General features: G+C 44.8%; 21 protein-coding genes. 7 read left to right on the forward strand and 14 right to left on the reverse strand.

What is annotated here, in order from left to right; genetic code table 11:
* Positions 1–98: 98 nt before the first annotated feature.
* Together AB4503_RS02150 and znuA are read right to left on the reverse strand one after the other, a co-directional pair.
* A complete protein-coding gene (locus tag AB4503_RS02150; RefSeq protein WP_372113610.1) occupies positions 99–3,461 on the reverse strand; it encodes a helix-turn-helix domain-containing protein in 3,363 nt (1,120 codons plus the stop codon).
* A 269-nt stretch (positions 3,462–3,730) separates the two neighbouring features.
* Positions 3,731–4,621, reverse strand: a complete 891-nt coding sequence (znuA, locus tag AB4503_RS02155; protein ID WP_017067380.1) for a zinc ABC transporter substrate-binding protein ZnuA — start codon at positions 4,619–4,621, stop codon at positions 3,731–3,733.
* Positions 4,622–4,704: 83 nt separating this feature from the next.
* Here znuA and znuC point away from each other — a divergent pair, with 83 nt between their 5' ends.
* Both znuC and znuB read left to right on the forward strand, forming a co-directional pair.
* The gene (znuC, locus tag AB4503_RS02160) at positions 4,705–5,484 is read left to right on the forward strand and encodes a zinc ABC transporter ATP-binding protein ZnuC (protein ID WP_372113509.1); all 780 of its coding nucleotides are present in this window, start codon (positions 4,705–4,707) and stop codon (positions 5,482–5,484) included.
* Complete coding sequence (znuB, locus tag AB4503_RS02165) at positions 5,484–6,269, forward strand: zinc ABC transporter permease subunit ZnuB (RefSeq protein ID WP_017061944.1); 786 nt, start codon at positions 5,484–5,486, stop codon at positions 6,267–6,269. The genes znuC and znuB overlap by 1 nt, the downstream gene beginning before the upstream one ends.
* Positions 6,270–6,383: 114 nt before the next feature.
* Here the strand turns inward: znuB and sucD are convergent, their stop codons facing one another.
* The 8 genes from sucD to sdhC form a co-directional block, all read right to left on the reverse strand.
* A complete protein-coding gene (sucD, locus tag AB4503_RS02170; protein ID WP_017061945.1) occupies positions 6,384–7,256 on the reverse strand; it encodes a succinate--CoA ligase subunit alpha in 873 nt (290 codons plus the stop codon).
* Entirely contained in the window at positions 7,256–8,422 is a 1,167-nt protein-coding gene (gene sucC / locus AB4503_RS02175) for an ADP-forming succinate--CoA ligase subunit beta (protein ID WP_010436793.1), read from the reverse strand. Before sucC ends, sucD begins: the two co-directional genes overlap by 1 nt.
* A 206-nt stretch (positions 8,423–8,628) precedes the next feature.
* Positions 8,629–9,837, reverse strand: coding sequence for a 2-oxoglutarate dehydrogenase complex dihydrolipoyllysine-residue succinyltransferase (gene odhB, locus AB4503_RS02180; protein WP_017056410.1), 1,209 nt, complete (start codon positions 9,835–9,837; stop codon positions 8,629–8,631).
* A 21-nt stretch (positions 9,838–9,858) separates the two neighbouring features.
* Positions 9,859–12,675: a 2-oxoglutarate dehydrogenase E1 component gene (sucA, locus tag AB4503_RS02185; protein WP_017061946.1), complete on the reverse strand. Its 2,817-nt coding sequence runs from the start codon at positions 12,673–12,675 to the stop codon at positions 9,859–9,861.
* 97 nt (positions 12,676–12,772) lie between these two features.
* Positions 12,773–13,486: a succinate dehydrogenase iron-sulfur subunit gene (locus AB4503_RS02190; protein WP_010436773.1), complete on the reverse strand. Its 714-nt coding sequence runs from the start codon at positions 13,484–13,486 to the stop codon at positions 12,773–12,775.
* Between the two features lie 12 nt (positions 13,487–13,498).
* Positions 13,499–15,265: a succinate dehydrogenase flavoprotein subunit gene (gene sdhA, locus AB4503_RS02195; protein ID WP_017061947.1), complete on the reverse strand. Its 1,767-nt coding sequence runs from the start codon at positions 15,263–15,265 to the stop codon at positions 13,499–13,501.
* Positions 15,266–15,613: a succinate dehydrogenase, hydrophobic membrane anchor protein gene (gene sdhD, locus AB4503_RS02200; RefSeq protein WP_010436768.1), complete on the reverse strand. Its 348-nt coding sequence runs from the start codon at positions 15,611–15,613 to the stop codon at positions 15,266–15,268.
* Positions 15,607–15,999 carry a succinate dehydrogenase cytochrome b556 subunit gene (gene sdhC, locus AB4503_RS02205; protein WP_017061948.1) on the reverse strand — a complete coding sequence of 131 codons (393 nt, stop codon included), beginning with the start codon at positions 15,997–15,999 and terminating at the stop codon, positions 15,607–15,609. The genes sdhD and sdhC overlap by 7 nt, the downstream gene beginning before the upstream one ends.
* Positions 16,000–16,415: 416 nt before the next feature.
* Here sdhC and AB4503_RS02210 point away from each other — a divergent pair, with 416 nt between their 5' ends.
* Positions 16,416–17,705 carry a citrate synthase gene (locus AB4503_RS02210; protein ID WP_017061949.1) on the forward strand — a complete coding sequence of 430 codons (1,290 nt, stop codon included), beginning with the start codon at positions 16,416–16,418 and terminating at the stop codon, positions 17,703–17,705.
* A gap of 248 nt (positions 17,706–17,953) precedes the next feature.
* Here AB4503_RS02210 and AB4503_RS02215 read toward each other — a convergent pair whose 3' ends face one another.
* Positions 17,954–18,712: a Nif3-like dinuclear metal center hexameric protein gene (locus AB4503_RS02215; RefSeq protein WP_372113511.1), complete on the reverse strand. Its 759-nt coding sequence runs from the start codon at positions 18,710–18,712 to the stop codon at positions 17,954–17,956.
* Positions 18,713–18,827: 115 nt separating this feature from the next.
* On the opposite strand from AB4503_RS02215, the gene AB4503_RS02220 reads away from it, so the two are divergent.
* Entirely contained in the window at positions 18,828–19,586 is a 759-nt protein-coding gene (locus AB4503_RS02220) for a DUF1853 family protein (RefSeq protein WP_372113612.1), read from the forward strand.
* Between the two features lie 119 nt (positions 19,587–19,705).
* On the opposite strand, the gene pgm is transcribed toward AB4503_RS02220, so the two are convergent.
* Together pgm and seqA are read right to left on the reverse strand one after the other, a co-directional pair.
* Positions 19,706–21,352 carry a phosphoglucomutase (alpha-D-glucose-1,6-bisphosphate-dependent) gene (gene pgm / locus AB4503_RS02225; protein ID WP_372113513.1) on the reverse strand — a complete coding sequence of 549 codons (1,647 nt, stop codon included), beginning with the start codon at positions 21,350–21,352 and terminating at the stop codon, positions 19,706–19,708.
* 92 nt (positions 21,353–21,444) lie between these two features.
* Positions 21,445–21,984, reverse strand: a complete 540-nt coding sequence (seqA, locus tag AB4503_RS02230; protein WP_017061953.1) for a replication initiation negative regulator SeqA — start codon at positions 21,982–21,984, stop codon at positions 21,445–21,447.
* 93 nt (positions 21,985–22,077) lie between these two features.
* Here seqA and AB4503_RS02235 point away from each other — a divergent pair, with 93 nt between their 5' ends.
* From AB4503_RS02235 to fldA, 3 genes are all read left to right on the forward strand, one after another.
* Positions 22,078–22,839 carry an alpha/beta fold hydrolase gene (locus tag AB4503_RS02235; RefSeq protein ID WP_017061954.1) on the forward strand — a complete coding sequence of 254 codons (762 nt, stop codon included), beginning with the start codon at positions 22,078–22,080 and terminating at the stop codon, positions 22,837–22,839.
* Positions 22,840–22,947: 108 nt separating this feature from the next.
* Positions 22,948–23,166 (forward strand): DUF2788 domain-containing protein, encoded by a 219-nt coding sequence (locus AB4503_RS02240; RefSeq protein WP_004737900.1) that lies wholly within the window; start codon positions 22,948–22,950, stop codon positions 23,164–23,166.
* Positions 23,167–23,224: 58 nt separating this feature from the next.
* A complete protein-coding gene (gene fldA, locus AB4503_RS02245) occupies positions 23,225–23,758 on the forward strand; it encodes a flavodoxin FldA (RefSeq protein ID WP_010436745.1) in 534 nt (177 codons plus the stop codon).
* Positions 23,759–23,854: 96 nt separating this feature from the next.
* Here the strand turns inward: fldA and AB4503_RS02250 are convergent, their stop codons facing one another.
* A complete protein-coding gene (locus AB4503_RS02250; RefSeq protein ID WP_017061955.1) occupies positions 23,855–24,361 on the reverse strand; it encodes a DUF4442 domain-containing protein in 507 nt (168 codons plus the stop codon).
* Positions 24,362–24,547 lie beyond the last annotated feature (186 nt).

Below are 24,547 nucleotides of genomic sequence, written 5' to 3' on the forward strand. Positions count from 1 at the left end.
CTCGTATCTCGTATCTCGTAGAAGCATAAGAAAGCCCCAACACGAATGTCGAGGCTAAAGTATCTTTATTTATGTTCTAGCTGAGTATCCGCTGCGTGCTACTCTTCGTTGTTTTCAGCAAACTTAGATGGTGACATGCCAAAGTGGTGCTTAAACCTTTGACTGAAATAGGAAGGGTCATTGAACCCCGAATCAAACGCCACATCAGAGATCTTCTCTCCAGCGAGTAAGCGCTCACACGCATGCTCTAGACGTACTTCATTCAAGTGCTCTTTGAAGGTCTTGTTGTAAGCCGATTTAAAGCGTCTCTGTAAGCTTCTCTCAGACATAAACAAATACTTAGCGGCAGTTGCAGTACTGAACTCGGCATCAGCGTAGTTTTCACTCACAAGCTGCGACACTCTGTTCTTCCACTCTTGTTCCGCTGTCAGTTTTTGTTGATCTGGTGTTGAGGCGGCAAGCTTAATGGTTTCAATCTGTTCAATTGTGCTGGCTTCAAGATTGTCGAGTACTTGATACTCAATTGGCCACGAAAGCTGAACCTTATTTTGAGACTCCGAAACCAAGGCATTAAGCTCACCACCGCTCTGATTCATCAATAGCGGCAGCTTTTCGATGTTAAGGTCGGTCGACTTTCCGGTATTGTCACCCATGCTTGATGCCAGTTTAGGGAAAGGCATCCCATGATCTCGAATGGTCACAACAAGATGCTCCTTAACCTCTTCAACCAGAACCACCATACTCTGCGACTTAAAGTTTCTCTTGATGATGCTCGCAACCAAGCTATTGAAGATAATATCGAGATTAAAATACAGCAACGAGACATATCGTTGTTTTGTTTCGACTTTAATATCCAGTTCAATACCGGCTTTGGTTAAGTCATCCTGCCAAGCTTTGAGTACCACCTCTAAGATTAAAATTATATCGTAACAAACTTGCCCTTCTCCTTGAGGCGTATTACTCAATTGAGCTAAGCCATTTTTCAAGGTTAGAATCGGCGACTTCCCGAGCTCGTCATTCCAATTCGGGAGCATCGCAGCAATATGATTCACTTCAGAAGAGAGTTCATTGGCAGTGTGAGACACAAGCGCATTCTTCACGGATAGCTGCTTTTTAAGCTGTTGATTAGTGGCGAGTAATATCCGGCTTTGGTGCCTCAATTGGTCTGTCTTCAGTGCAACTTGCGCTTTTAAGTGCCGGTTGGCGAAAGTGACATAACGCGAACGCCAAAAGACTAAGATAGTCACAACGCCAATCAGTAATATAAGAGAGCTTGCTGCAGCCCAATTGGTCAGATACCAAGGTTCTGCAATCGAAAAGCTTTGATTGGTTGACACAAAGCGATAATGGGAGTCCTTAACCGGCTTCACTTCAAGTGTGTAATCCCCAGGAAGAAGATGATCGAGCGTTAACAAGCCCCCTTCAAACTCACTCCAAGGTTCATCGTCGCTCAGTCGGTATTCCATCGCAGGTGCGAACGTTGCTGGTAAGATACCTAGCTTAAACCCCATCGATGAACCATAAGGAATCTCATCCAGCTCTGCCGTTTTCCCGCCAAGTGATACCGTTTGTTGGTCGACACTTATCTTACTCAACAAGGCACGGCTATGAGGTGTAGTTGATACCAGTAACTCGTTAGATAACGCGCTGACTACACCATACTTTGAGCCGAAAACAAGCCTCGAAGGTTGGCTATCTTGACTGTAAAAAAGAGCACACGCTCCTGCCGCCAGTTCATTGGTGATCAAACCAAATGGCGAACCTATGTGTTTATGCAGTTGCCCATCCAATCCGTAATAACTGATGCCTTTCGAAGAGCCTAACCAAACACCATTGTCATCGCTGATCAGGCAGTTGGGGCTAATATTGTCTTCAACAAGAGTGATTTCTTGAATAATAGAGCTGTCATCCGGGATTCGATACACGCCATAACTGCTCGCAAACCACTGCGCTCCATCCTTCGCTTTTTCAATATCGACGACTTTGCCAAACCGTTCGCTGGAACGACTAAAGCTAATTCGTTTATCAATGAACGAGTAGAAGCCATGATCCGTTCCTATATAGATGCGACCTAGCAAGCCTACATTGAGAGCGGTGATCTTCGCAGGCAAGAACTTGTCGACTAACCAGTCAGTGCCATAACTCGTCAGTTTCATGGTTTCGATAGATAACGAATAGAGGTTTTGCCCAGAGGTCATCCAAAGAACGTTATCGGCTTGAAGCGCAAGGTTTTCAACACGCACTCCCTCAATTGGCCTTGGTAAATCAAGGGCTTCGGGTTGTAGTGTTTCCGTATTTAGACTGATGATACCTTGTTCGGTCGCCAACCAAATGGAAGAGCCAAAGATCTCAAAATCATTAACAGGGTTAGAGTAAACACGAATTGGGTTCTCTTCACTTTCAGAATCAACCAAGTAGAGCCCCATTGAAGACGCGACCCAAGATAACTGGTCACTGACAGGCAGTACTTTATTGATCACCACACTACTCGAATGCATGCCCATTCCAGTTAGGGGTGTTCTCGAGAAGGTTTTGCTGAACAGTGAGAAGTATCGGATACCGTTGTTTGTCGCAACCCACATACCACCAGCATGATCGTTTATCAACGAATATATTTTCTCACCCGGTAACGAGAAGTCTTGACTAGCGGCTTGTTCGAATCGAGTAATTTGTCCCGTAATAAAGTTGTAGCTAATAAGGCCGTGCTCTGTACCAATCCAATACTGGTCCGAAGTTTCGGCCAACGAGAGAACATGCGACCCTTTAACGATGGTCTCTTTGTCTGGGTTCGCGAGATCAACAATCACAGCACCATTTAAAGTACCGATCACTAACTCACGTCGAGCATTCGAAAAATAAACCGTCTCAATATGGTTTTTGTCTGATGCGGTGACATGGGTAAACTCTTGATTCTCTGAAAGGTAAACGCCAGAACTGGTCGCTAGCACCCACTTTGATAGTACCCACTCAGCGTCGTTAATCGCAATGTCACTGCTGTTATTGTATCGGTACAGTTTAAGTAGAGAGTAGGTGTTGAATTCTAAAGATTGAGTGTTGTAGGTATAGAAATTACTGCCGTCAGTAACCCAAATATAATCGCCTGATGCACCGATATTCGCTATTTCAGCGCCGGGACTTAGGCTAAACGCCAATTCGTTGCCAATTCCAGGGTTATGTCGATAGACCTCATTGTCGAAAAATGTCCAAAACTCATCGTTCAGAAAGGCGACTCTTTCCGAAGAAAATTGCAGTAAGCTTCCCTTGCGAGGGAATAGAGTTCGACCATCGTAAAAGAGTACTTTTCCATGCACATCATGAACCCAGAGCCCACCTCCGGCACCTAAATACAAGTTTTTAGCCGCAAGGAAATTCCCTTGCGCTTGAGCGGGCAAAGGATAGAAAACGGAGGGCGAGGTATTTACCGCTAGAACGCTAAATGAAATGCTCATTAACATGAACATTTTGAAGATAATTCGATACAACTCTTAATCCTGAACAGCAACAACACATGAAATTTTGGGTACCACAACGTCTTATCGTTGCTAAACCAAAAACTGAGTTTTTTTGTGCTTATTATTATCTTTCCATTTTAGCGGAAATTAGAAAAGGAGAAAGGAGGTTTGTTATTTGTTAGGAGGTTTTATCTTAGCGGTCACGAAAATGCCGCAAAAAGCGGCATGATTCATAAATTAACGAGAGCAAAGTAGAGTAAAGAATACTCGTTTATGACTTACTTCTCGTCTAAGCAACTTGTATAGCTATCTGTAAGTTGCTGAAGAAAATCGAAATAGCTTCCACTCTTCACTTCAACTGTTGAACCGATAGGGTCAAGCTGACCTTGTTTTGCGTTACTTCCGCGCGTCACTGATTCAATCACAGCAGGAGTGAATTGAGGCTCAGAAAACACACATTGAACGTTTTCACGTACTATCGTTTTCTTAATAGCGATCAGGCTTTTTGCACCCGGCTTACGCTCTGGGCTCACCGTAAAGTGACCTAAGTTATTTAGCTCAAACTCTTGCTCAAAGTAACCATACGCGTCATGAAAAACGTAGTAACCTTTGTCTTTCACGGGTGCAAGTTGCTCTCGAATAGACTGTTGCTTCTCTTTCAATGCAATCAGGAATGAATCGAGATTCTCTTGGTACGCCATTGCGTTGTCTGGATCAGATTCAATCAACTTAGCTGAGATGTATTTTGCAGCTACTTCAACTTGCTCGATACCTAACCAAAAATGCGGGTCATGGCTACCGTGGTGGTGCCCTTCATGTGCATCGTGGTCATGCTCTTCGTGTCCGAACTCTCGCAAGTTGATTCCGGGAATATCACTGATCTTGATAACATTTTCTTTTGAACCAATCACCTTAGTCAGAAAGGCTTCTAGGTCAGGGCCGAACCAGATGACCATATCGGCACTATGAACTTTTTTGACATCCGATGGCTTAAGCGCATAATCATGCGGCGAAGCATTGCTGTTCATCAACACATCCGGCTCACTAACGCCTTGCGTTAATTCTGTCACAATCATTTGAATTGGTTTAAAGCTTGTTAGAATAGTATTGGCACTTGCGACACTTGGCGCTAAAAGCAAAGTAGCAAGTATAAAAGATGAACGTGACATAATCCCTCGATAATAGAAAAGTAGCTTAGGCTTGAGGTAAATGTTACATTATAACATTAGCGAATTGCAAATGAGTTCTATTCATGGATAACTTAATCCAACTAGATTCTGTGAGCGTCGAATTTGACGGTCGAAAAGTTCTAGACAACATCTCTCTAAATTTAGAGCGCGGCAGAATCACCACCCTGATTGGGCCAAACGGTGCAGGAAAGTCGACATTAGTAAAAGTGGTACTGGGTTTACAGACCAAATTTTCAGGCACAATAACAAAAGCTAAAAAACTGAAAATTGGCTATGTACCACAAAAATTAAAGCTCAATGATTCCCTACCGCTCAACGTAGAGCGTTTTCTAAAACTCACTGGCAATTTCAGTCAGCAAGAGATCCTTGAAGCATTGAAGCTTGTTGGTGCTGAACATCTGCAGAAGAGTAACATGCACCAGCTATCTGGCGGAGAAAACCAACGTGTGCTCATTGCTCGTTCATTGCTAAGAAGACCAGATCTACTGGTTCTCGATGAACCGGCTCAAGGCGTCGACGTTCAAGGGCAAATAGACCTGTATGACTTGATTGACACCATTCGCCACCGCTTTGGTTGTGCCGTATTTATGGTTTCACACGATCTGCATTTAGTGATGGCAAAAACAGACGATGTTATCTGTTTACACCACCACATCTGTTGCTCAGGCGCACCTGCAGACATCAAACACCATCCTTCGTATATTGCGCTCTTTGGCACCGCGACCCAAGAGACGCTAGCGTTTTATCATCACCAACACGAACATCACCATCATGATCTCGCAGGCCAGCCTGTCCAAGGCGACGTGCATGAATGTTCAAACCATAAACACGGACACCACTAATGCTTGAGTTTCTTCTTCCCTCTATTTTGGCGGGTTTGGGTATTGCACTAATTGCAGGCCCACTAGGTTCATTCGTGGTGTGGCGTAAGATGGCTTACTTTGGTGACACGCTTGCTCACGCTTCTTTGATGGGCTTAGCACTTGGCTTTCTGTTCAACATTAACTTGTATTTCGCGCTGCTGATTTGTTGTTTGATGCTGGCCGTGTTGCTAGTGACTTTACAAAAACAAAAGCTGGTCGCGACCGATACCCTACTCGGTATTTTGGCGCACAGTGCGCTATCACTTGGTTTGGTTGCTGTCAGTTTCTTAGATAACGTTCGTGTTGACCTAATGAGCTACCTATTTGGTGACTTGCTGGCAGTATCTCCAACGGATTTAGTGTTCATCTATGCGGGTGCTGCTGTGATTGGATTAGTACTTGCTATCTTTTGGCGACCACTACTATCAACGACGGTTAACGAAGATCTCGCGGCGGTTGATGGCATCAACATTGATTTAATGCGTCTGATTCTGATGCTATTGGTCGGTATCGTGATTGCTGTCGGTATGAAGTTTGTTGGTGCGTTAATCATGACATCGCTACTGATTATTCCTGCAGCAACGGCAAGGAAGTTCTCGAGCACACCTGAGCAGATGGCCTTCCTTGCATCAATTATTGGCTCTATCGCTGTATTCGGTGGATTAAGCTTGTCTTGGTTCTATGATACGCCTGCTGGCCCGTCTGTGGTTATCAGTGCGGCAGCAATGTTTATGCTATCTCAAATGGTTAGAAGTCGAGCTTAGCACTTAGCAGTACGATCTCGTATCTCGAAAACATAAAAAAAGGCTTGGTCAGTGACCAAGCCTTTTTAATATCGTTTCAATTAACTTCTATCTCAATCGATAAAAGCCAGCTGATTACCAACCCGTGATTTCACGTAGGCCTTTACCGATGTCAGCAAGAGACTTAACAGTCTTAACGCCTGCTGCTTCTAGTGCTGCGAATTTATCTTCAGCAGTACCTTTACCGCCAGAGATGATTGCGCCTGCGTGGCCCATACGTTTGCCCGGAGGAGCAGTAACACCAGCGATGTAAGATACAACTGGCTTAGTTACGTTTGCTTTGATGAAATCAGCCGCTTCTTCTTCCGCAGTACCACCGATTTCACCAATCATTACGATTGCTTCAGTTTCTGGGTCTTCTTGGAAAAGTTTCAAGATATCAATGAAGTTTGAACCTGGGATAGGGTCACCACCGATACCAACACATGTAGACTGACCAAAGCCTTCATCTGTTGTTTGCTTAACTGCTTCGTATGTCAGAGTACCGCTGCGAGATACTATACCTACTTTACCCTTCTTGTGGATGTGACCAGGCATGATACCAATCTTACACTCGTCTGGAGTGATAAGACCTGGACAGTTAGGACCGATCATGCGAACGCCAGTTTCTTCTAGCTTCACTTTAACGTCGATCATATCTGTTGTAGGGATACCTTCAGTGATCGTTACGATCAGTTCGATACCTGCATCAATCGCTTCTAGGATTGCATCTTTACAGAAAGGAGCTGGTACGTAGATAACTGTTGCTGTTGCGCCAGTTACTTCTACCGCTTCACGTACTGTGTTGAATACTGGAAGGCCTAGGTGAGTTTGACCACCTTTACCAGGTGAAACACCACCAACCATTTGCGTACCGTATGCGATAGCTTGGTCTGAGTGGAATGTACCTTGACCGCCAGTGAAACCCTGACAGATTACTTTAGTGTCTTTGTTAATTAATACAGACATTATTTAGCCTCCGCAGCAGCAACAACTTTCTGAGCAGCATCTGTTAGAGATTCAGCTGCAATGATATCAACATCAGAATTAGCAAGTACTTCGCGACCTAGGTCTGCGTTTGTACCTTCTAGACGAACAACTACAGGAACTGTTACGCCGACTTCTTTAACTGCACCGATAATACCTTCAGCGATCATGTCACAACGAACGATGCCACCGAAAATGTTTACGAGAACTGCTTTAACATTGTCATCAGAAAGGATGATCTTGAATGCTTCAGCTACACGTTCTTTTGTCGCGCCGCCGCCTACATCAAGGAAGTTTGCTGGCTTGCCACCGTGTAGGTTTACGATATCCATCGTACCCATCGCAAGGCCTGCACCGTTAACCATACAGCCAACGTTACCATCTAGTGCTACGTAGTTCAGTTCCCACTGTGCTGCGTGTGCTTCGCGCTCATCTTCTTGAGATGGATCGTGCATTTCACGTAGTTTAGGCTGACGGTACATCGCGTTTGAGTCGATGTTGATCTTGCCGTCTAGACAAAGCAGGTTGCCTTCGCCAGTAATTACAAGCGGGTTGATTTCTAGTAGAGCTAGGTCGTACTGAGAGAACATTTGGCCAAGACCCATGAAGATCTTAACGAACTGTTTGATTTGATCGCCAACTAGACCAAGTTTGAACGCCAGTTCACGGCCTTGGTAAGCTTGAGGGCCCACTAGAGGATCGATCGCAGATTGGTGAATCAACTCTGGAGTTTCTTCAGCGATTTTCTCAATGTCCACACCGCCTTCAGTTGACGCCATGAATACAATTTTACGCGTTGCGCGGTCAACAACAGCACCTAGGTAAAGTTCGTTAGCAATGTTTGATGCTTCTTCAACTAGGATCTTAGTTACAGGCTGACCATTAGCGTCTGTTTGGTAAGTCACTAGGTTTTTACCTAGCCACTTTTGTGCAAACTCTTTAACGCCTTCTTTGGTGTCATGTAGCTCTACGCCGCCCGCTTTACCGCGGCCACCAGCGTGTACTTGACACTTAACGACTTTCTTGGCTGTACTGATACGACCTGCAGCTTCGAAAGCTTCTTGTGCAGTATCACATGCGAAACCTTCTGGTACAGGCAAACCGAATTCTGCAAACAGCTGTTTGGCTTGGTATTCATGCAAATTCATTTTGATATTCCGTTTATTTTCCCTTAAGGGATTATTATTTCCATAACGACACAGTTTCCTGTGTTACGTCTGTAGGGTCTTCTCAAAACAACTGCTGTCCATTTTCTAATGGCTTTACAGTTCAATTGAAGGCCAGACGTTGAGCAGCCTAGCCTTTGAAACTTTTTACGTCTAGCTAACGGGGTTAACTAGACGTTTTAGCGATACTAAACGTCTAATAGCAGACGTGCAGGATCTTCTAGAAGCTCTTTGATGGTCACTAGGAAGCCAACTGATTCACGGCCATCGATTAGACGGTGGTCGTAAGAAAGCGCTAGGTACATCATTGGTAGAATCTCTACCTTGCCATCAACAGCCATTGGACGGTCTTGGATTTTGTGCATACCCAAAATTGCCGCTTGAGGCGGGTTGATGATTGGCGTAGACATTAGAGAACCAAATACACCACCGTTTGTGATAGTGAAGTTGCCGCCCATCAGTTCATCAACCGTTAGCTTGCCGTCACGACCTTTGATTGCTAGCTCTTTGATGCCTTTTTCGATATCAGCGAAACCTAGTGTGTCACAGTCTTTGAGTACTGGAGTCACTAGACCACGTGGCGTAGATACCGCCATGCTGATGTCGAAGTAGTTGTGGTAAACGATATCTGTACCATCAATAGAAGCGTTCACTTCTGGGAAACGCTTCAGTGCTTCTGTTACTGCTTTCACGTAGAAAGACATGAAGCCAAGACGCGTATCGTGACGTTTCTCGAATTGGTCTTTGTACTGCTTACGAAGGTCCATGATTGGCTTCATGTTCACTTCGTTGAAAGTAGTCAGCATTGCTGTGCTGTTTTTCGCTTCTAGAAGACGGTTTGCAACTGTCTTACGCAGGCGAGTCATAGGCACGCGTTTTTGGCTGCGAGCCGCTGCTGGCGCTTCAACTGCTGGTGCAGATGCTGCTGCCGGAGCCGCTTTCGCTGCTGCTAGGTGTGCGTCGATGTCTTCACGAGTAATGCGACCACCAACACCAGTGCCTTTAACGTCAGCTGGTTGTAGGTTGTGCTCAGCAAGCAGGCGACGAACAGCTGGGCTTAGTGCGTCGTTGTTCTCTTCTGTTAGCGCAGCTTTATGGCGCTTATCAGGAGATGCTTCTGTATCTTCAGTGGTGTCTTTCGTTGGTTCACCAGCGACAGCACCCGGCTTGATTTTAGCCAAAAGCTGCTTAGAAAGTACCGTAGCACCCTCTTCTTCGATGATAGCTTCCAGAACACCCGCTTCAGGAGCCGGTACTTCTAGAACTACTTTATCTGTTTCGATATCTACAATGACTTCATCACGTGCAACCGCTTCGCCCGGTTTTTTGTGCCAAGTAGCAACTGTTGCATCAGCCACAGATTCAGGTAAATCTGGAACCAGAATTTCAATTGTCATGTGCGTATTTTCCTTTTACTTCTAGTTCTTAAGTAGGGTCAAAGCGTCGTCAACTAACGCTTTTTGTTGTTTCAAGTGTACTGACATATAGCCAACAGCTGGTGATGCTGATGCAGGACGACCTGCGTATTGAATATCAGCACCTACTGGGATAGCAGCTCGGAAATTATGTTGGCTACTGTACCAAGCACCTTGGTTTTGTGGCTCTTCTTGACACCAAACGTAATCGACTACATTTGTGTACTGTGCGATGGCAGCTCTCACGTCCTCATAAGGGAACGGGTAAAGTTGCTCAATACGTACAATAGCGACATCGTCTTGCTCGTTCTTACGTCTTTGGTCAAGCAGGTCAAAGTAAACCTTACCTGAACAGAACACGACGCGTTTTACGTTCTCAGGAGCCAGATCATCAATTTCTGCGATAGCTGGTTGGAACGTGCCTTCTGCCAAATCTTCAAGAGAAGAAGTACACAGAGGGTGACGAAGCAATGACTTAGGTGACATTACAATCAGTGGACGACGCATTGGTCGAACAACCTGACGGCGAATCATGTGGTAAACCTGAGCTGGTGTTGAAGGAACAACAACCTGCATGTTTTGTTCAGCACATAACTGAAGGTAACGCTCAAGACGTGCAGAAGAGTGCTCCGGGCCTTGGCCTTCATAACCGTGAGGAAGCAGCATAGTTAGACCACATAGACGTGCCCACTTTTGCTCACCTGATGAAATGAATTGGTCGATAACAACTTGTGCACCGTTTGCGAAGTCACCAAATTGAGCTTCCCAAAGGGTTAGACCGCTTGGCTCTGCTGTCGCGTAACCATACTCAAATGCGAGTACCGCTTCTTCAGATAACACAGAGTCAAACACTTGGAATGGCCCTTGTTTATCATGAATGTTCGCAAGAGGAACATACGTGCTTGCATCTGATTGATTGTGCAGTACTGAGTGACGGTGGAAGAACGTACCACGACCTGAATCTTGGCCTGAGATACGAATACGCTTACCGTCGTCAACAAGTGTTGCGTATGCCAGAGTTTCAGCCATACCCCAATCGACTTGTTTCTCACCATTCACCATGGCAGTACGATCGTTGTACAGTTTATTTACTCGGCTTTGCAGCTTGTGGCTGTCCGGGTATTGACAAAGTTTGGTACCAAGCTCTTTCAGGCGCTCGATATCAATCTTGTTATCCCACTCGATGTTCCAGTCGTGACCTAGGTAAGGAGACCAGTCTACTGAGTGAAGTGCCATTGGACGCCACTCTTTAACCACAACTTCACCGTGATCAAGTGCATCACGATATTCGTTAACTAGCTGAGTTGCTGTATCAATACCAAACTCACCGCGCTCCATTAGCACGTCAGCGTAAAGCTTACGTGGTGTTGGGTGCTTCTTGATTTTTTGGTACATCAAAGGCTGTGTTGCATTCGGCTCATCGGCTTCATTGTGACCGTGGCGACGGTAACAAACCAAATCAATAACAACATCACGCTTAAACGTATTACGGTAATCCAATGCAAGACGCGCAACAAACGCAACCGCTTCTGGATCATCAGAGTTAACGTGGAAAATCGGAGCCTGAACCATCTTCGCGATATCGGTACAGTACATCGTAGAGCGTGTATCGCGAGGGTTAGACGTTGTAAAACCAACTTGGTTGTTTACAACGATACGAACCGTACCACCTACACAGAAACCACGAGCTTGAGACATGTTAAACGTCTCTTGTACTACACCCTGACCAGCGATAGCTGAGTCACCGTGGATAGTAATTGGAAGTACACGGCTACCATCATTATCACCAAGGCGATCTTGACGTGCACGTACTGAACCGATAACTACCGGGTTTACGATTTCTAAGTGAGATGGGTTAAATGCTAGTGCTAAGTGAACGTTGCCGCCTGGCGTTGCGAAGTCCGCAGAGAAGCCTTGGTGGTATTTCACATCACCAGTACCCCACGTGTCATCGTGCTTGCCCGCAAACTCGTCAAACAGGTCTTGTGGCTTTTTACCAAGCACGTTGACCAACATGTTTAGACGACCACGGTGAGCCATACCAACAACAACTTCACGCATGCCTTGTCCGCCAGCATGACGAATAATTTCTTTCGTCATTGGGATAAGAGCATCACCACCTTCCAACGAGAAGCGTTTTGCGCCTGGGAATTTCGCACCAAGATAGCGCTCAAGACCTTCAGCAGCAGTTAGCTCTTCTAGGAAAGCTTGCTTTTCTTCTTTGTTGAAAGAGGGTTGACCAGATACAGACTCTAAACGTTGTTGGATCCAACGCTTTTGCTCTGTATTTGTCATGTGCATGTATTCAGCACCAATAGAGCCACAATACGTTTGCTTTAGAGATTTGTAGAGATCTTTAAGCACCATCGTCTCTTGGCCAATGGCGTAAGAGCCGACGTTGAACGTCTCATTGAGGTCATCTTCGGTAAGAGTGTGGAAAGAAGGGTCCAGTTCATCAACTGTCGCTCTTTTCCATAAACCTAGGGGGTCTAGATTTGCTGCTTGATGCCCTCGGAATCGATAGGCATTAATAAGTTGCAGAACCTTTACTTGTTTCGCATCGACATCTGGATCACTAACTTGGACACTGTAATGCTTTGTTTCTTGAGCGAGTCGACGGAAGTATTCACGAACACGAGAGTGTGGTTGTTCCACTGTCTCTGAAGCTTGCACAGGCAGTTCTTCAAAAACACTTCTCCATTCGTCACTTACCGAATCTGGGTCACTTAGATACAGTTCATAGAGTTCTTCTACGTACGTTGCATTGGCGCCAGCCAAGTGTGAAGACTCGAGCCATGCCTTCATCACGCCGTTGTGCATATTTTCCCTTAACCAGTAGTTTTCACGTTTGCTGCGGTCTATGCCGAGCTATTAAAAGGCCGCCCCAAAACTTCTAGGGCGGCAATTTTTATATAACTTAAACCGAACGATTCACTAGCATGGTCTTGATGTGACCAATAGCTTTCGTCGGATTTAATCCCTTAGGACAAACACTTACACAATTCATGATGCCATGGCAACGAAAAACGCTAAATGCATCATCAAGATCGGACAAACGTTCGTCTGTCGCTGTATCTCGGCTATCAATTAGCCAACGGTACGCTGCAAGCAGGCCTGCTGGTCCGATGAATTTGTCAGGGTTCCACCAGAATGATGGGCATGACGTTGTACAACATGCACACATGATACATTCGTACAATCCATCTAAATGAGCACGCTCATCAGGGCTTTGTAAGTTTTCACGAGCCGGTGGCACATTGCCATCAGACACTAAGAATGGCTTCACTTTTTCGTAGTTATCGTAGAACTGAGTCATGTCTACAATCAGGTCACGAACAACGGGTAAGCCAGGCAGTGGGCGAATCACAATCTTGTCTTGGCCCGAAAGCGCAGACAATGGCGTGATACACGCTAGGCCATTTTTACCGTTCATGTTCAAACCATCCGAGCCACATACACCTTCACGGCATGAGCGACGGAATGAGATTGTTGGATCTTGCTCTTTCAACAGAATAAGCGCATCCAAAAGCATCATGTCTGAACCTTCATCCACTTCTAGAGTGTATTCCTTCATATAAGGTTTCTGGTCGACATCTGGATTGTAACGATATAAAGAGAAATTCAGTTTCATGGTCATATCTCCTTAGTACGTACGTGCTTTTGGTGGGAACGCTTCACGATGGATAGGTTCCATGTTTACACCACGCTTAGTCATGCTCTCTGACTCTGGGTTGTAAAGTGAGTGGCATAGCCATTGCTCATCATCACGGTCAGGGAAATCGAATCGAGCGTGTGCGCCACGGCTCTCTGTACGGAAATTTGCAGCAACAGCCGTTGCGAATGCCGTTTCCATCAAGTTTTCAAGCTCTAGACACTCGATACGTTGAGTGTTGAACTCTGTAGACTTATCAGATAGGTGTGCATTTTTCAGACGCTCGCGAATCGCTTTTAGCTCTTCTAGGCCTTCAGCCATTGCTTTGCCTTCACGGAATACTGAGAAGTTGTTCTGCATACATTGCTGAAGATCTTTACGGATTTGCGCTGGATCTTCGCCGTCTGTGCTGTTTTCCCAACGGTTGTAACGCTCTAGTGAACGCTCAATGTCAGCTTCAGTTGCAGGTTTCGCTTCGTCTTGCTTCTTCAGTGTCTCACCTAGGTGTAGACCTGTCGCACGACCAAATACCACTAAATCAAGCAGTGAGTTACCACCTAGACGGTTGGCACCATGTACTGATACTGATGCGATTTCACCACAAGCAAAGAGACCTTGGATTTCAACATCGTTGCCGTCTTCGGTTTGCTTAATAGCTTGACCAGAAACTTGTGTTGGAACACCACCCATCATGTAGTGACATGTCGGGATTACTGGGATTGGCTCTTTCACTGGATCAACGTGAGCAAAGGTACGAGAAAGTTCACATACACCAGGAAGACGAGATTCAAGTGTCTCTTTACCTAGATGATCAAGCTTAAGCTTGATGTGTGGACCCCAAGGGCCATCGCAACCGCGACCTTCACGAATTTCAACCATCATTGAACGAGCAACAACATCACGACCCGCTAAGTCTTTAGCGTTTGGTGCGTAACGTTCCATGAAGCGTTCGCCGTCTTTATTGAGAAGGTAACCACCTTCACCACGACAACCTTCCGTTACCAATACACCTGCACCAGCGATACCCGTCGGGTGGAACTGCCACATTTCGATGTCTTGCATAGGAACGCCAGCACGAATCGCCATACCAACACCGTCACCAGTGTTAATGTGTGCATTGGTTGTTGATGCGTAGATACGACCAGCACCACCAGTCGCAAGGATTGTTGCCTTCGCTTTGAAGTAGCAAACCTCGCCCGTTTCCATACAAAGCGCGGTAGTACCTAAAATTGCACCATCTTCGTTTTTAACAAGATCCAGTGCATACCACTCAGAGAAAACCGTCGTTTTGTGTTTAATGTTTTGTTGGTAAAGCGTATGAAGCAGTGCGTGACCAGTACGGTCGGCTGCAGCTGCGGTACGAGCCGCTTGCTCACCACCAAAGTTTTTAGATTGACCACCGAAAGGACGCTGGTAAATAGTACCGTTCTCAAAACGAGAGAAAGGCAGGCCCATTTTTTCGAGTTCGATTACCGACTCAGGACCGTTTTTACACATGTATTCGATAGCGTCTTGGTCACCGATGTAATCAGAACCTTTTACTGTGTCATACATATGTTGTTCCCAATGGTCTTCATGCGCGTTACCAAGAGCAACAGTGATGCCGCCTTGCGCTGAAACCGTATGAGAACGAGTAGGGAAAACTTTAGAAAGCAATGCACAAGAAAGGCCTTGCTCAGAAATTTGCAGTGCGGCACGCATACCTGCACCACCAGCGCCGATCACTACGGCATCAAACTCACGAACAGGAATAGTCACTTACGCACCCCACAAAATAAACAGACCAGAGAAGAAATATCCAAGAAGAACTGCAACAACACCGACTTGAAGACCAACACGCAGTTTTGCGCATTTGATGTAGTCAGTTAGTACTTGCCATAGGCCGATCCACGCGTGAACCAAAACAGAAGTAAGCGCTAACATGGTGAAGACTTTAGTGAAGGTTCCACCAAAGAATTGCGTCCAAGATGCGTAAGAGATATCACCAGAGAAAGCACAAAAGCTAACTAGGTAGATAGTGTAAAGCGTCATAATGATGGCAGTAGCACGAATCAATAGATAATCGTGGACACCATTACGACCAAAAGTAGAAACGTTGTTTACCATACTAAGATCCCCGCTAGTAGAGACAATACCGCTGTTGCTGCAAATGCAACCTTAGCGCTCTTCGCGCCAGATTCCAGCTCTTCAAAGTGACCAAGGTCCATAAGAAGGTGACGAATACCACCAGCAATGTGGTAAGCCAAAGCGGTTAAAATGCCCCACAGAATAAACTTCACGAAGAAACCATCGACAATGTCGCTAGCTTCGGCAAAGCCTACTGGGGATGAGAGGGAAATGGATAGTAACCAAAGCAAAATTCCAATCGCGACAAAAGTTATCACCCCAGACACACGGTGTAGGATGGAAGCTATTGCTGTGATTGGAAAGTGGATGGTCTGTAAATCTAAATTAACAGGTCTTGTCTTTCTTTCTTTCACGGGCTTGCTCACTCAGCTCCATTGAGCATTATGGTCATTAAATAACCTTATGATATTGTTATGGACAAAATTTGATTGCAAACCTTCAAAATTTAACATTAACTTAACAAATAACTGAAGTTGAGCCTTAGATAATTGTAAAATAATTGTTAACTGCTCGATTAAGAAAGACACCTCACATTTCTTCTTAGCCTTGCATTTATAAGGTTTTAACCAAACTTTTCAGCGCCACTATACGGCTGGCAACATTCTAATACAATTGATGTAACAAATAATGCTACACAGACCAGATTTTTAACGAATTTAATGTAAAAAACACTAACAAGTGCACACAAAGCTGTAGAAAAATTGACTTTCCCACGTAAGACCAGTAAAAAAATGGCACATAAACATCCTGGACGGATTAATAATAAACAAAGGAGATTGTTATGGCGGATAAGAAAGCTACCCTTCACATTGAAGGTCAAGCGCCAATCGAGCTGCCGATTACAGAAGGTGTACTTGGTACTCCAGTGATCGATGTTCGTACACTAGGTTCTAATGGTTTTTTCACTTTTGACCCTGGTTTTCTTGCCACTGCATCCTGTGAGTCTCAAATCACTTTTATTGACGGTGGAAAAGGCATTCTTTTACATCGTGGTTATCCAATCGACCAACTTGCCAATAACGCTGATTACTTAGAAGTATGTTACATACTTCTTTACGGTGAAGCCCCATCTCGAGCTGAGTACGAAAAGTTCAAGACTACCGTGACACGTCACACTATGGTGCACGAGCAAATCGCTAGTTTCTTCCACGGCTTCCGTCGTGACGCTCACCCTATGGCTGTAATGTGTGGTGTTGTAGGCGCTCTAGCGGCGTTCTACCACGACTCACTTGATGTCAACAACGATACACACCGTGAAATTGCGGCATACCGCCTGATTTCAAAAATGCCAACACTGGCTGCAATGTGTTACAAATATTCAATCGGTCAGCCGTTTATCTACCCACGTAACGACCTAGGCTACGCAGAAAACTTCTTACACATGATGTTTGCAAACCCATGTGAAGAGTATGAAGTGAACCCTATCGTTGCTCGTGCAATGGATAAGATTTTCACTCTACATGCTGACCACGAACAGAACGCTTCTACGTCTACAGTGCGTCTTGCTGGTTCATCTGGTGCTAACCCGTTTGCGTGTATCGCAGCAGGTATCGCATCACTTTGGGGCCCAGCTCACGGCGGTGCAAACGAAGCTTGTCTGCGCATGCTTGAAGAGATCGGTAGCGTAGATAACATTGAAGAATACGTTGCGAAAGCAAAAGACAAAGATGACCCATTCCGTTTGATGGGCTTCGGTCACCGTGTTTACAAGAACTACGACCCACGTGCAACAGTAATGCGCGAAGCGTGTCACGAAGTGCTTAAAGAGCTAAACATCCAAGATCCACTACTAGACGTAGCGATGGAACTTGAGCGTATCGCTCTTTCTGATGAGTACTTTGTTTCTAAGAAGCTATACCCGAACGTAGATTTCTACTCAGGTATCATTCTGAAAGCAATCGGTATTCCAGTATCTATGTTTACAGTAATCTTCGCGATGTCTCGTACCATCGGTTGGATTGCTCACTGGAACGAAATGCACAGCGATCCGACGAACCGTATCGGTCGTCCTCGTCAGCTATATACTGGTGAAGAACAACGTGACTTTAAAGCACTTCACGAACGTGAATAGTTGCTATAAATCATAATGTTAAAAGGGGTTGATGTGAGAACATCAACCCCTTTTCTTTTGTACGCTCTCAACCCCGTCATCCTCAAGAATGCGAAGTGAACGAATAAAATAATATCGTCATCCCCAAGAACGAGGGACGAATGAGTTGGGGATCTCCTTAAGCGAGCAGATAAACTATACAGGTTACCTGCTCAATTCTAGAGAACGACGCATACACTCGACTCGTACCCCTTATCTCGCATCTGCTCTTAAACTGGGTTATCGATATCAATAAACTCAACATCCAAGCCATGTTCTTCCGCTAACCATTCACCTAACGCTTTTACACCGTATCGCTCAGTCGCGTGGTGGCCAGCAGCAAAATAATGAATGTCTTGCTCGCGTGCTGAGTAAGTAGTGCGCTCAGAAATTTCACCAGAAATAAAAGCATCAATGCCTTGAGAAGCCGCTAGCTCAATGTAGTCTTGACCACCACCAGTACACCAACCGACGGTCGTTATCATTTTGTCTTGGTTTTCTGGAGCGATATGCAGTGGTTTACGATTTAGAGCTTGATCGATTTTTGCCGCAAACTCAGCACCGGTCATCGGTGTCTTTAATCTACCAAACATAGCAACCGATTGTGGGTGCCCTTCCAAGCCACCTTCTACTTCAATATCAAGCAGTTCAGCGAGTTTGGCGTTGTTACCAAGTTCAGGATGGATATCGAGAGGTAAGTGATAACCCAAAAGGTTAATGTCATTCTTTATCAGAGTGCGAATGCGTTTGCCCTTCATGCCACGAATTGCCTCTGACTCACCTTTCCAAAAGAAACCGTGATGAACCAACAAAGCGTCTGCGTTCAGTTCTACCGCTTTATCAATCAAGGCTTGAGAAGCTGTTACACCAGTAACGATTCGCTTCACTTCTGTCGCGCCTTCAACTTGAAGGCCATTCGGACAGTAATCTTTAATCTGCTGTGGCTGCAGTTTTTCGTTAAGTAGCTTTTCTAATTGTAAGTTATTCATTTTTATTTCCAGCTTACCTTTATAATAACGTCGTTATATCAATTTACGGGTAGAATGTCGAAAGCCCTTCCACTCTGTTTCTAGAGAACAGATGCCTGAAGTTTACGAGGAACCGATGACTGAACTGCAACGCTTTTATCAATGGGTGATTAGCTCACCACCGCTACTAGAAATCAAGCCGCCCATTTCTGATCTCAGTGTATTCTCAAACCACCAAGCACTCGACGAGTCGCATACTTATGATGGAAACCCTAGATTAGGCTTCCTCTACCAACACTTATGTGAACAAGTCATCATGACTTCGGATAATTATTCAATCAAGCACGATGAGATTCAGATTAATGTTGAGGGACGAACACTTGGCGCAATCGACTTTATCCTGGAAGACACGAGCAGGCAAAAATTAGAACACTGGGAAGTGGCAATTAAGTTCTACCTACTTCATGAGCAAACATGGTTTGGTCCCAATTCTCACGACCAATTGGACAAGAAGCTCGATAGGATGCTCTGCCATCAACTTGGTATGTCCTCTTCAAGCGCTTTTATTGATCAGTATCCAGATATCGATGTCGACTCAAAACACCTTTTGATGCAAGGTCGCCTCTATACCAACCCATTTCTAGAACAAAACGTACCTACGGAGTGTTTGGGATACAACATTAACCCAAGCCAAGTAAACGGATTTTGGTGCTATCAAAATCAGGCTCACCAGATCACCGAAACACTCTATCCTCTAAGCAAAGAGCAATGGGCCGCTGGAACGGATGATTTCAGCGGTGAACCCATCGCCGAATTTGGTGATCGCTTCGTTCATGGGCAAACCAAGTCTGGTCAATTCTGGTTTGTGATGCCGCAAAGCTGGCCACACGGCTAATCCATTCGTCATGAACTGACTTAGTCTAGCCACTTACTCACAGACAAATAAAAAAGGGCTGATGCTTTCACATCAACCCTTCTTCTATTTACGTAGCAACTCTAGTAATCGAGATTCGATTATAGACCTGCAGCGGCAAATACTTGGTTAACAATCTCTTGAGCTTCTGCTTCGATTGCTTTTAGGTGCTCTTCACCTTTAAAGCTTTCACAGTAGATCTTGTAGATGTCTTCAGTGCCTGATGGACGAGCAGCGAACCAACCGTTCTCAGTTGTCACTTTAAGGCCACCAATCGCAGCGCCATTACCAGGAGCATGCGTTAAACGAGCAGTAATCGCATCGCCAGCCAACGTCTCAGCAGAAACCATCTCTGGAGATAGTTTCTTCAGCACGTCTTTCTGTGCACCATTTGCTACCGCTTGAATACGGTTGTACTTAGATTCACCGTGTTTAGCGGCAAGTTCTTCGTAGTATTTTTGTGGGTTCTTACCTGTCACTGCTGTGATCTCAGCCGCAAGCAAGCAAAGAATCAGGCCGTCTTTATCTGTTGACCAAGGCGTACCGTCTTTACGTAGGAAAGAAGCACCTGCGCTCTCTTCGCCACCAAAACCAAACTGGCCGTTGTATAAGCCATCAACGAACCATTTGAAACCAACTGGCACTTCACAAAGTTCGCGACCTAAGTCAGAAACTACGCGATCGATTAATGCACTTGATACTAGTGTCTTACCAACAGCAACGTCTTTACTCCAACCTTCACGGTTACGGTATAGGTAATCAATACAAACCGCTAAGAAGTGGTTTGGATTCATCAAACCTTTAGGTGTCACGATACCGTGGCGATCGTAATCTGGGTCGTTACCAAATGCTAGAGCGTACTCGTCTTTAAGCGCCAGTAAGCCTGCCATTGCGTATGGAGAAGAACAGTCCATACGAACTACGCCATCTTTATCTAGAGACATGAATTGGAATGAAGGGTCAACCGCTTCACTTACCAGAGTAAGATCTAGATTGTACGCTTTACCAATTTGACGCCAGTAATCAATACCGCTGCCACCCAGTGGATCAACACCAATCTTGATGTTTGCTTTCTGGATCGCTTCCATATCCACGACGTTAACCAAATCAGCGACGTATGGCGCGACTAGGTCAACTTCTTTTACTAGCTCAGACTGTTTAGCCTGTGCGATAGGCGTACGCTTAACACCTTGCATTTGCTCAGCAATGATCACGTTCGCACGGTCTTCAATCGCTTGAGTCAGTTCAGCTTCAGCTGGGCCACCGTGTGTCGGGTTGTATTTAATACCGCCGTCTTGAGGTGGGTTATGTGAAGGCGTGATAACAATGCCGTCGGCTTTTTTGTCATTCACTAGGTTGTGCGTAAGAATCGCGTGCGAGATACCAGGTGTTGGAGTAAAGCCGTTGTTTTCTTGAATAATAACTTCAACACCGTTCGCTACAAGCACTTCGATAACCGTAGAGAACGCAGGCTCAGATAGAGCGTGAGTATCTTTACCTAAGAAAAGAGGGCCAGTTGTACCTTGCTCGGCACGAACTTCAGCAACCGCTTGTGCAATTGCTAGAATGTGGTTTTCGTTAAATGTTGATTTGTCTGCTGTACCGCGGTGACCTGAAGTACCGAAAAGTACTTTATGATCTGGGTTCGTAGCATCCGGTTGCTGTAAGAAATAGTTAGCAACTAAAGCCGGGATATTATGAAGATCTTCCTGCTGAGCTTTCTGCCCAGCACGAGGGTGCATAGCCATTTTTCGACATCCTTATATATAAAATTTTAAAACAAAAAAACCTCATAATATCTTCTTATCCATGGATATTATGAGGTTTAAATCAGATTTCGTTAAATTGAACCTGTTACTTTTTCTATCAATTCTGCTTGGAAATTCATGCGGCTCATAAGCTGCTCAACCATCTGTCTTTTTCGGCTTGTATTGTTATTAGTAATAACCCAAAAAGGACTTTGTGGAATAGCTTTAGGCTTAGTCGTGTTGCCGTTTGCTAGCAACGTCGCTTCGTTATCTGCAAAGTAAACGCGCTTACGGCCTTTTACTTGAGTTGCTTCTGAAAAGCTTAAAGGGTCGATTTTATGCAGTGTTGATAACACAAGCATGAAACGATCAATGGCTTTCTTTAGTGATGCAAACTCATCTGATATTAGTAGTGAGCGCATTTCTTTAACGCCATCGAACTTCTCTGGAGTAAAGCCTACCTCTTTGCTAACAACGATACCTTTTGGCTCAACGATCTCTTCGATCGGAGCCATGCCTTGGCTATCAACCTGTAACAAGCGGCGCAGAATATCTGAAGCGCTTTCGCCAATACGTTCTGTCTGACCCGCAATAAAACGGTATAGGTCCTCATCAACCTCAATTGTTTTCATTCGCTTTTCACAATCTCAATGTTTAAACTCTGGGGGATTATAGCGAGATCCGCGCGGATACTCTACGTCAAACCCACCATGAATAAGATAAAAATGTCAGTACAGCTCAACTATAAAATTGAAGGTGAGGGTCACACCATTGTTTTGATCCATGGATTATTCGGTAATCTGGACAACCTTGGCTTGCTCGCTAGGGATCTAAAAGCCGATCATCAGGTACTTAGTATCGATCTCCGCAACCACGGTCAATCCTTCCATAGTGACACTCATAACTATCAAGCGATGGCACAAGACGTGGCTCAACTGCTGCATGATCTTAAGTCAGAAGACGTCACTGTGATTGGTCACTCGATGGGTGGCAAAGTAGCGATGGCACTGACACAACATCTTGCGCTGCATAAATTGATTGTCTTGGATATGGCTCCGGTCGCGTACACTCAGAGTCGCCACGACAACGTATTCGCAGGCCTGCAAGCCGTGATAGAAGAAGAGCCGACTTCACGCTCAGATGCACTCAAGGTTCTCGCAAAACATATCGAGATCGATGGCGTTCGCCAGTTTTTAACCAAATCTTTGTTCAAAACAGAGCAAGGCATCATGGAATGGCGCTTCAATGTTGCTTCGTTATTGAGCAACTACCCACATATTATTGGTTGGGAACCGATCGAGAAAACCTCGGTCAAAACCTTGCTCATTAAAGGTGGGGATTCAGATTACCTCACCGCAGAACATCAAGCAGCCGTTCAGCAGCAATTTTCTAACGCAAAAGCGCATGTCATTGCCAACACAGGTCACTGGCTGCATGCTGAAAAACCAGCAGAAGTACTTAGAGCAATTAGAAAATTCATCGCTTAACTGCGCTTTTTCGTGCAGATAAATGAGAGCTGTGTAATTACTGCAGATTAACTTTATCTCACAACAGTGATATAGTGCGCCCAAGCAAAATTGGTATATAAGGTTCCCATGCTTTACGACTACATGAACATCATCGAATCTGTTGGTTTAGATCTCCTGTTTGCCGCGATTTTCTTTTTAATCGGTATGGCAATTAAGGACGTTCTCAAGCAGGGAAATGTTCCTCCATTTGGTCGTCGCATCGTATGGTTAGTACTTTTCCTTGGCTGTGCGGGTTTTATCGCCAAAGGGATAATCCAACTAAGCTGGGAAGGAACTGGGATCTAACGATTCTCTTCCGAACTTTATTACACCGACAACAGACAAAATGAAAGGTAATGATTCTATGGCAAGTGTAGGTCTCTTCTTTGGTAGCGATACAGGTAACACTGAAGCTGTTGCTAAGATGATTCAAAAGCAATTGAGCAAACAGCTCGTTCACGTTCAAGACATTGCAAAAAGCAGCAAAGAAGATATCGATAACTTCGATCTACTGCTGCTTGGTATCCCTACGTGGTACTACGGCGAAGCACAATGTGATTGGGATGACTTTTTCCCAGAGCTAGAAGCTATTGATTTCTCAACTAAGCTTGTTGCTATCTTTGGTTGTGGCGACCAAGAAGATTACGCAGAATACTTCTGTGATGCTATGGGTACTATCCGTGACATCGTTGAAGCGAAAGGCGGTACTATCCTAGGTCACACATCAACTGAAGGCTACGAATTCGAAGCATCGAAAGGTTTAGTTGAAGGCGATGACAGCCAATTCGTTGGTCTATGTATCGATGAAGACCGTCAACCTGAGCTAACTGATGAGCGCGTATCTAACTGGGTTAAACAAATCCACGAAGAGATGTGCCTAGCAGAGCTAGAAGACTAATTCTCTAGTGGTTGTTAATTGTTACAGTTAATAACCATTATGTAGATATGAAAAAACCTCCTTATAGGAGGTTTTTTGCTATTTAAAATCTATTAATTAGCACTCAGCCTCTAATGCTTCATCATCATCTCTAAATTGCGGCTTCTTTCTTACATAGAGGGTGCGTTGAATTTCTGAAACCACATTACCCTGCTTATCTTTCACGTGAATAATAAATTCGGGGAAACACTTTTCACCGAGTTGCGTCTGACGATAGATATCGTCAAGCTGCCCTTGCCTTATCTCAAAATCTGCATACAAGTCCGATTGCCCCGGCTTGATGAAGTTAATGCTCGCTTCTTTATCCCAAACGTAATATCGTTCACCTAAAATTCCCATTAACATCAATGAGTAAACGGGATCGGTAAGAGAAAAGATACTGCCGCCATATTGAGTACGATTGGCGTTCTTATTCCACCAGCGTAGCTTAAGTACTGTCTTAACAACCCTAAAGTCAGTGCTAATGTGGGCTATTCGAATACCCGCTCCCCAAAAGGGAGGCCAAATATTAAGAGCAAATTTTACAATGTTGGGTTTATATATTTTTGCGAGTTGCTTATTCATAACAACATTCCATGTTCATATCAGAAACACCGTCACCTTGACTGGTCGTACCTCCACTATAAGTGAGATACTTCCAATTTACAAAACAGATTGTGATGTCAGTAAGTAACCCTTTGAAGTTCGTGGTTTATTGTTATGCCTGACTAAACTATAATGGTATTAATATTGAATTCTGTTAATTGCTGC

Source organism: Vibrio sp. 10N.222.55.B11, assembly GCF_041473705.1.
Classification (GTDB): domain Bacteria; phylum Pseudomonadota; class Gammaproteobacteria; order Enterobacterales; family Vibrionaceae; genus Vibrio; species Vibrio crassostreae_C.

Bases quoted from the DNA above. Each gene is read 5' to 3' on its own strand.
- znuA (WP_017067380.1), bottom strand. From the start codon at position 4,621: ATGTCACGTTCATCTTTTATACTTGCTACTTTGCTTTTAGCGCCAAGT.
- sdhD (WP_010436768.1), bottom strand. From the start codon at position 15,613: ATGGTAAACAACGTTTCTACTTTTGGTCGTAATGGTGTCCACGATTAT.
- sucD (WP_017061945.1), bottom strand. From the start codon at position 7,256: ATGTCTGTATTAATTAACAAAGACACTAAAGTAATCTGTCAGGGTTTC.
- pgm (WP_372113513.1), bottom strand. From the start codon at position 21,352: ATGGCTATGCACCCTCGTGCTGGGCAGAAAGCTCAGCAGGAAGATCTT.
- seqA (WP_017061953.1), bottom strand. From the start codon at position 21,984: ATGAAAACAATTGAGGTTGATGAGGACCTATACCGTTTTATTGCGGGT.
- AB4503_RS02235 (WP_017061954.1), top strand. From the start codon at position 22,078: ATGTCAGTACAGCTCAACTATAAAATTGAAGGTGAGGGTCACACCATT.
- odhB (WP_017056410.1), bottom strand. From the start codon at position 9,837: ATGACAATTGAAATTCTGGTTCCAGATTTACCTGAATCTGTGGCTGAT.
- AB4503_RS02150 (WP_372113610.1), bottom strand. From the start codon at position 3,461: ATGTTCATGTTAATGAGCATTTCATTTAGCGTTCTAGCGGTAAATACC.
- AB4503_RS02250 (WP_017061955.1), bottom strand. From the start codon at position 24,361: ATGAATAAGCAACTCGCAAAAATATATAAACCCAACATTGTAAAATTT.
- AB4503_RS02240 (WP_004737900.1), top strand. From the start codon at position 22,948: ATGCTTTACGACTACATGAACATCATCGAATCTGTTGGTTTAGATCTC.
- AB4503_RS02210 (WP_017061949.1), top strand. From the start codon at position 16,416: ATGGCGGATAAGAAAGCTACCCTTCACATTGAAGGTCAAGCGCCAATC.
- znuC (WP_372113509.1), top strand. From the start codon at position 4,705: ATGGATAACTTAATCCAACTAGATTCTGTGAGCGTCGAATTTGACGGT.
- znuB (WP_017061944.1), top strand. From the start codon at position 5,484: ATGCTTGAGTTTCTTCTTCCCTCTATTTTGGCGGGTTTGGGTATTGCA.
- sucA (WP_017061946.1), bottom strand. From the start codon at position 12,675: ATGCACAACGGCGTGATGAAGGCATGGCTCGAGTCTTCACACTTGGCT.
- fldA (WP_010436745.1), top strand. From the start codon at position 23,225: ATGGCAAGTGTAGGTCTCTTCTTTGGTAGCGATACAGGTAACACTGAA.
- sucC (WP_010436793.1), bottom strand. From the start codon at position 8,422: ATGAATTTGCATGAATACCAAGCCAAACAGCTGTTTGCAGAATTCGGT.
- AB4503_RS02220 (WP_372113612.1), top strand. From the start codon at position 18,828: ATGACTGAACTGCAACGCTTTTATCAATGGGTGATTAGCTCACCACCG.
- AB4503_RS02190 (WP_010436773.1), bottom strand. From the start codon at position 13,486: ATGAAACTGAATTTCTCTTTATATCGTTACAATCCAGATGTCGACCAG.
- AB4503_RS02215 (WP_372113511.1), bottom strand. From the start codon at position 18,712: ATGAATAACTTACAATTAGAAAAGCTACTTAACGAAAAACTGCAGCCA.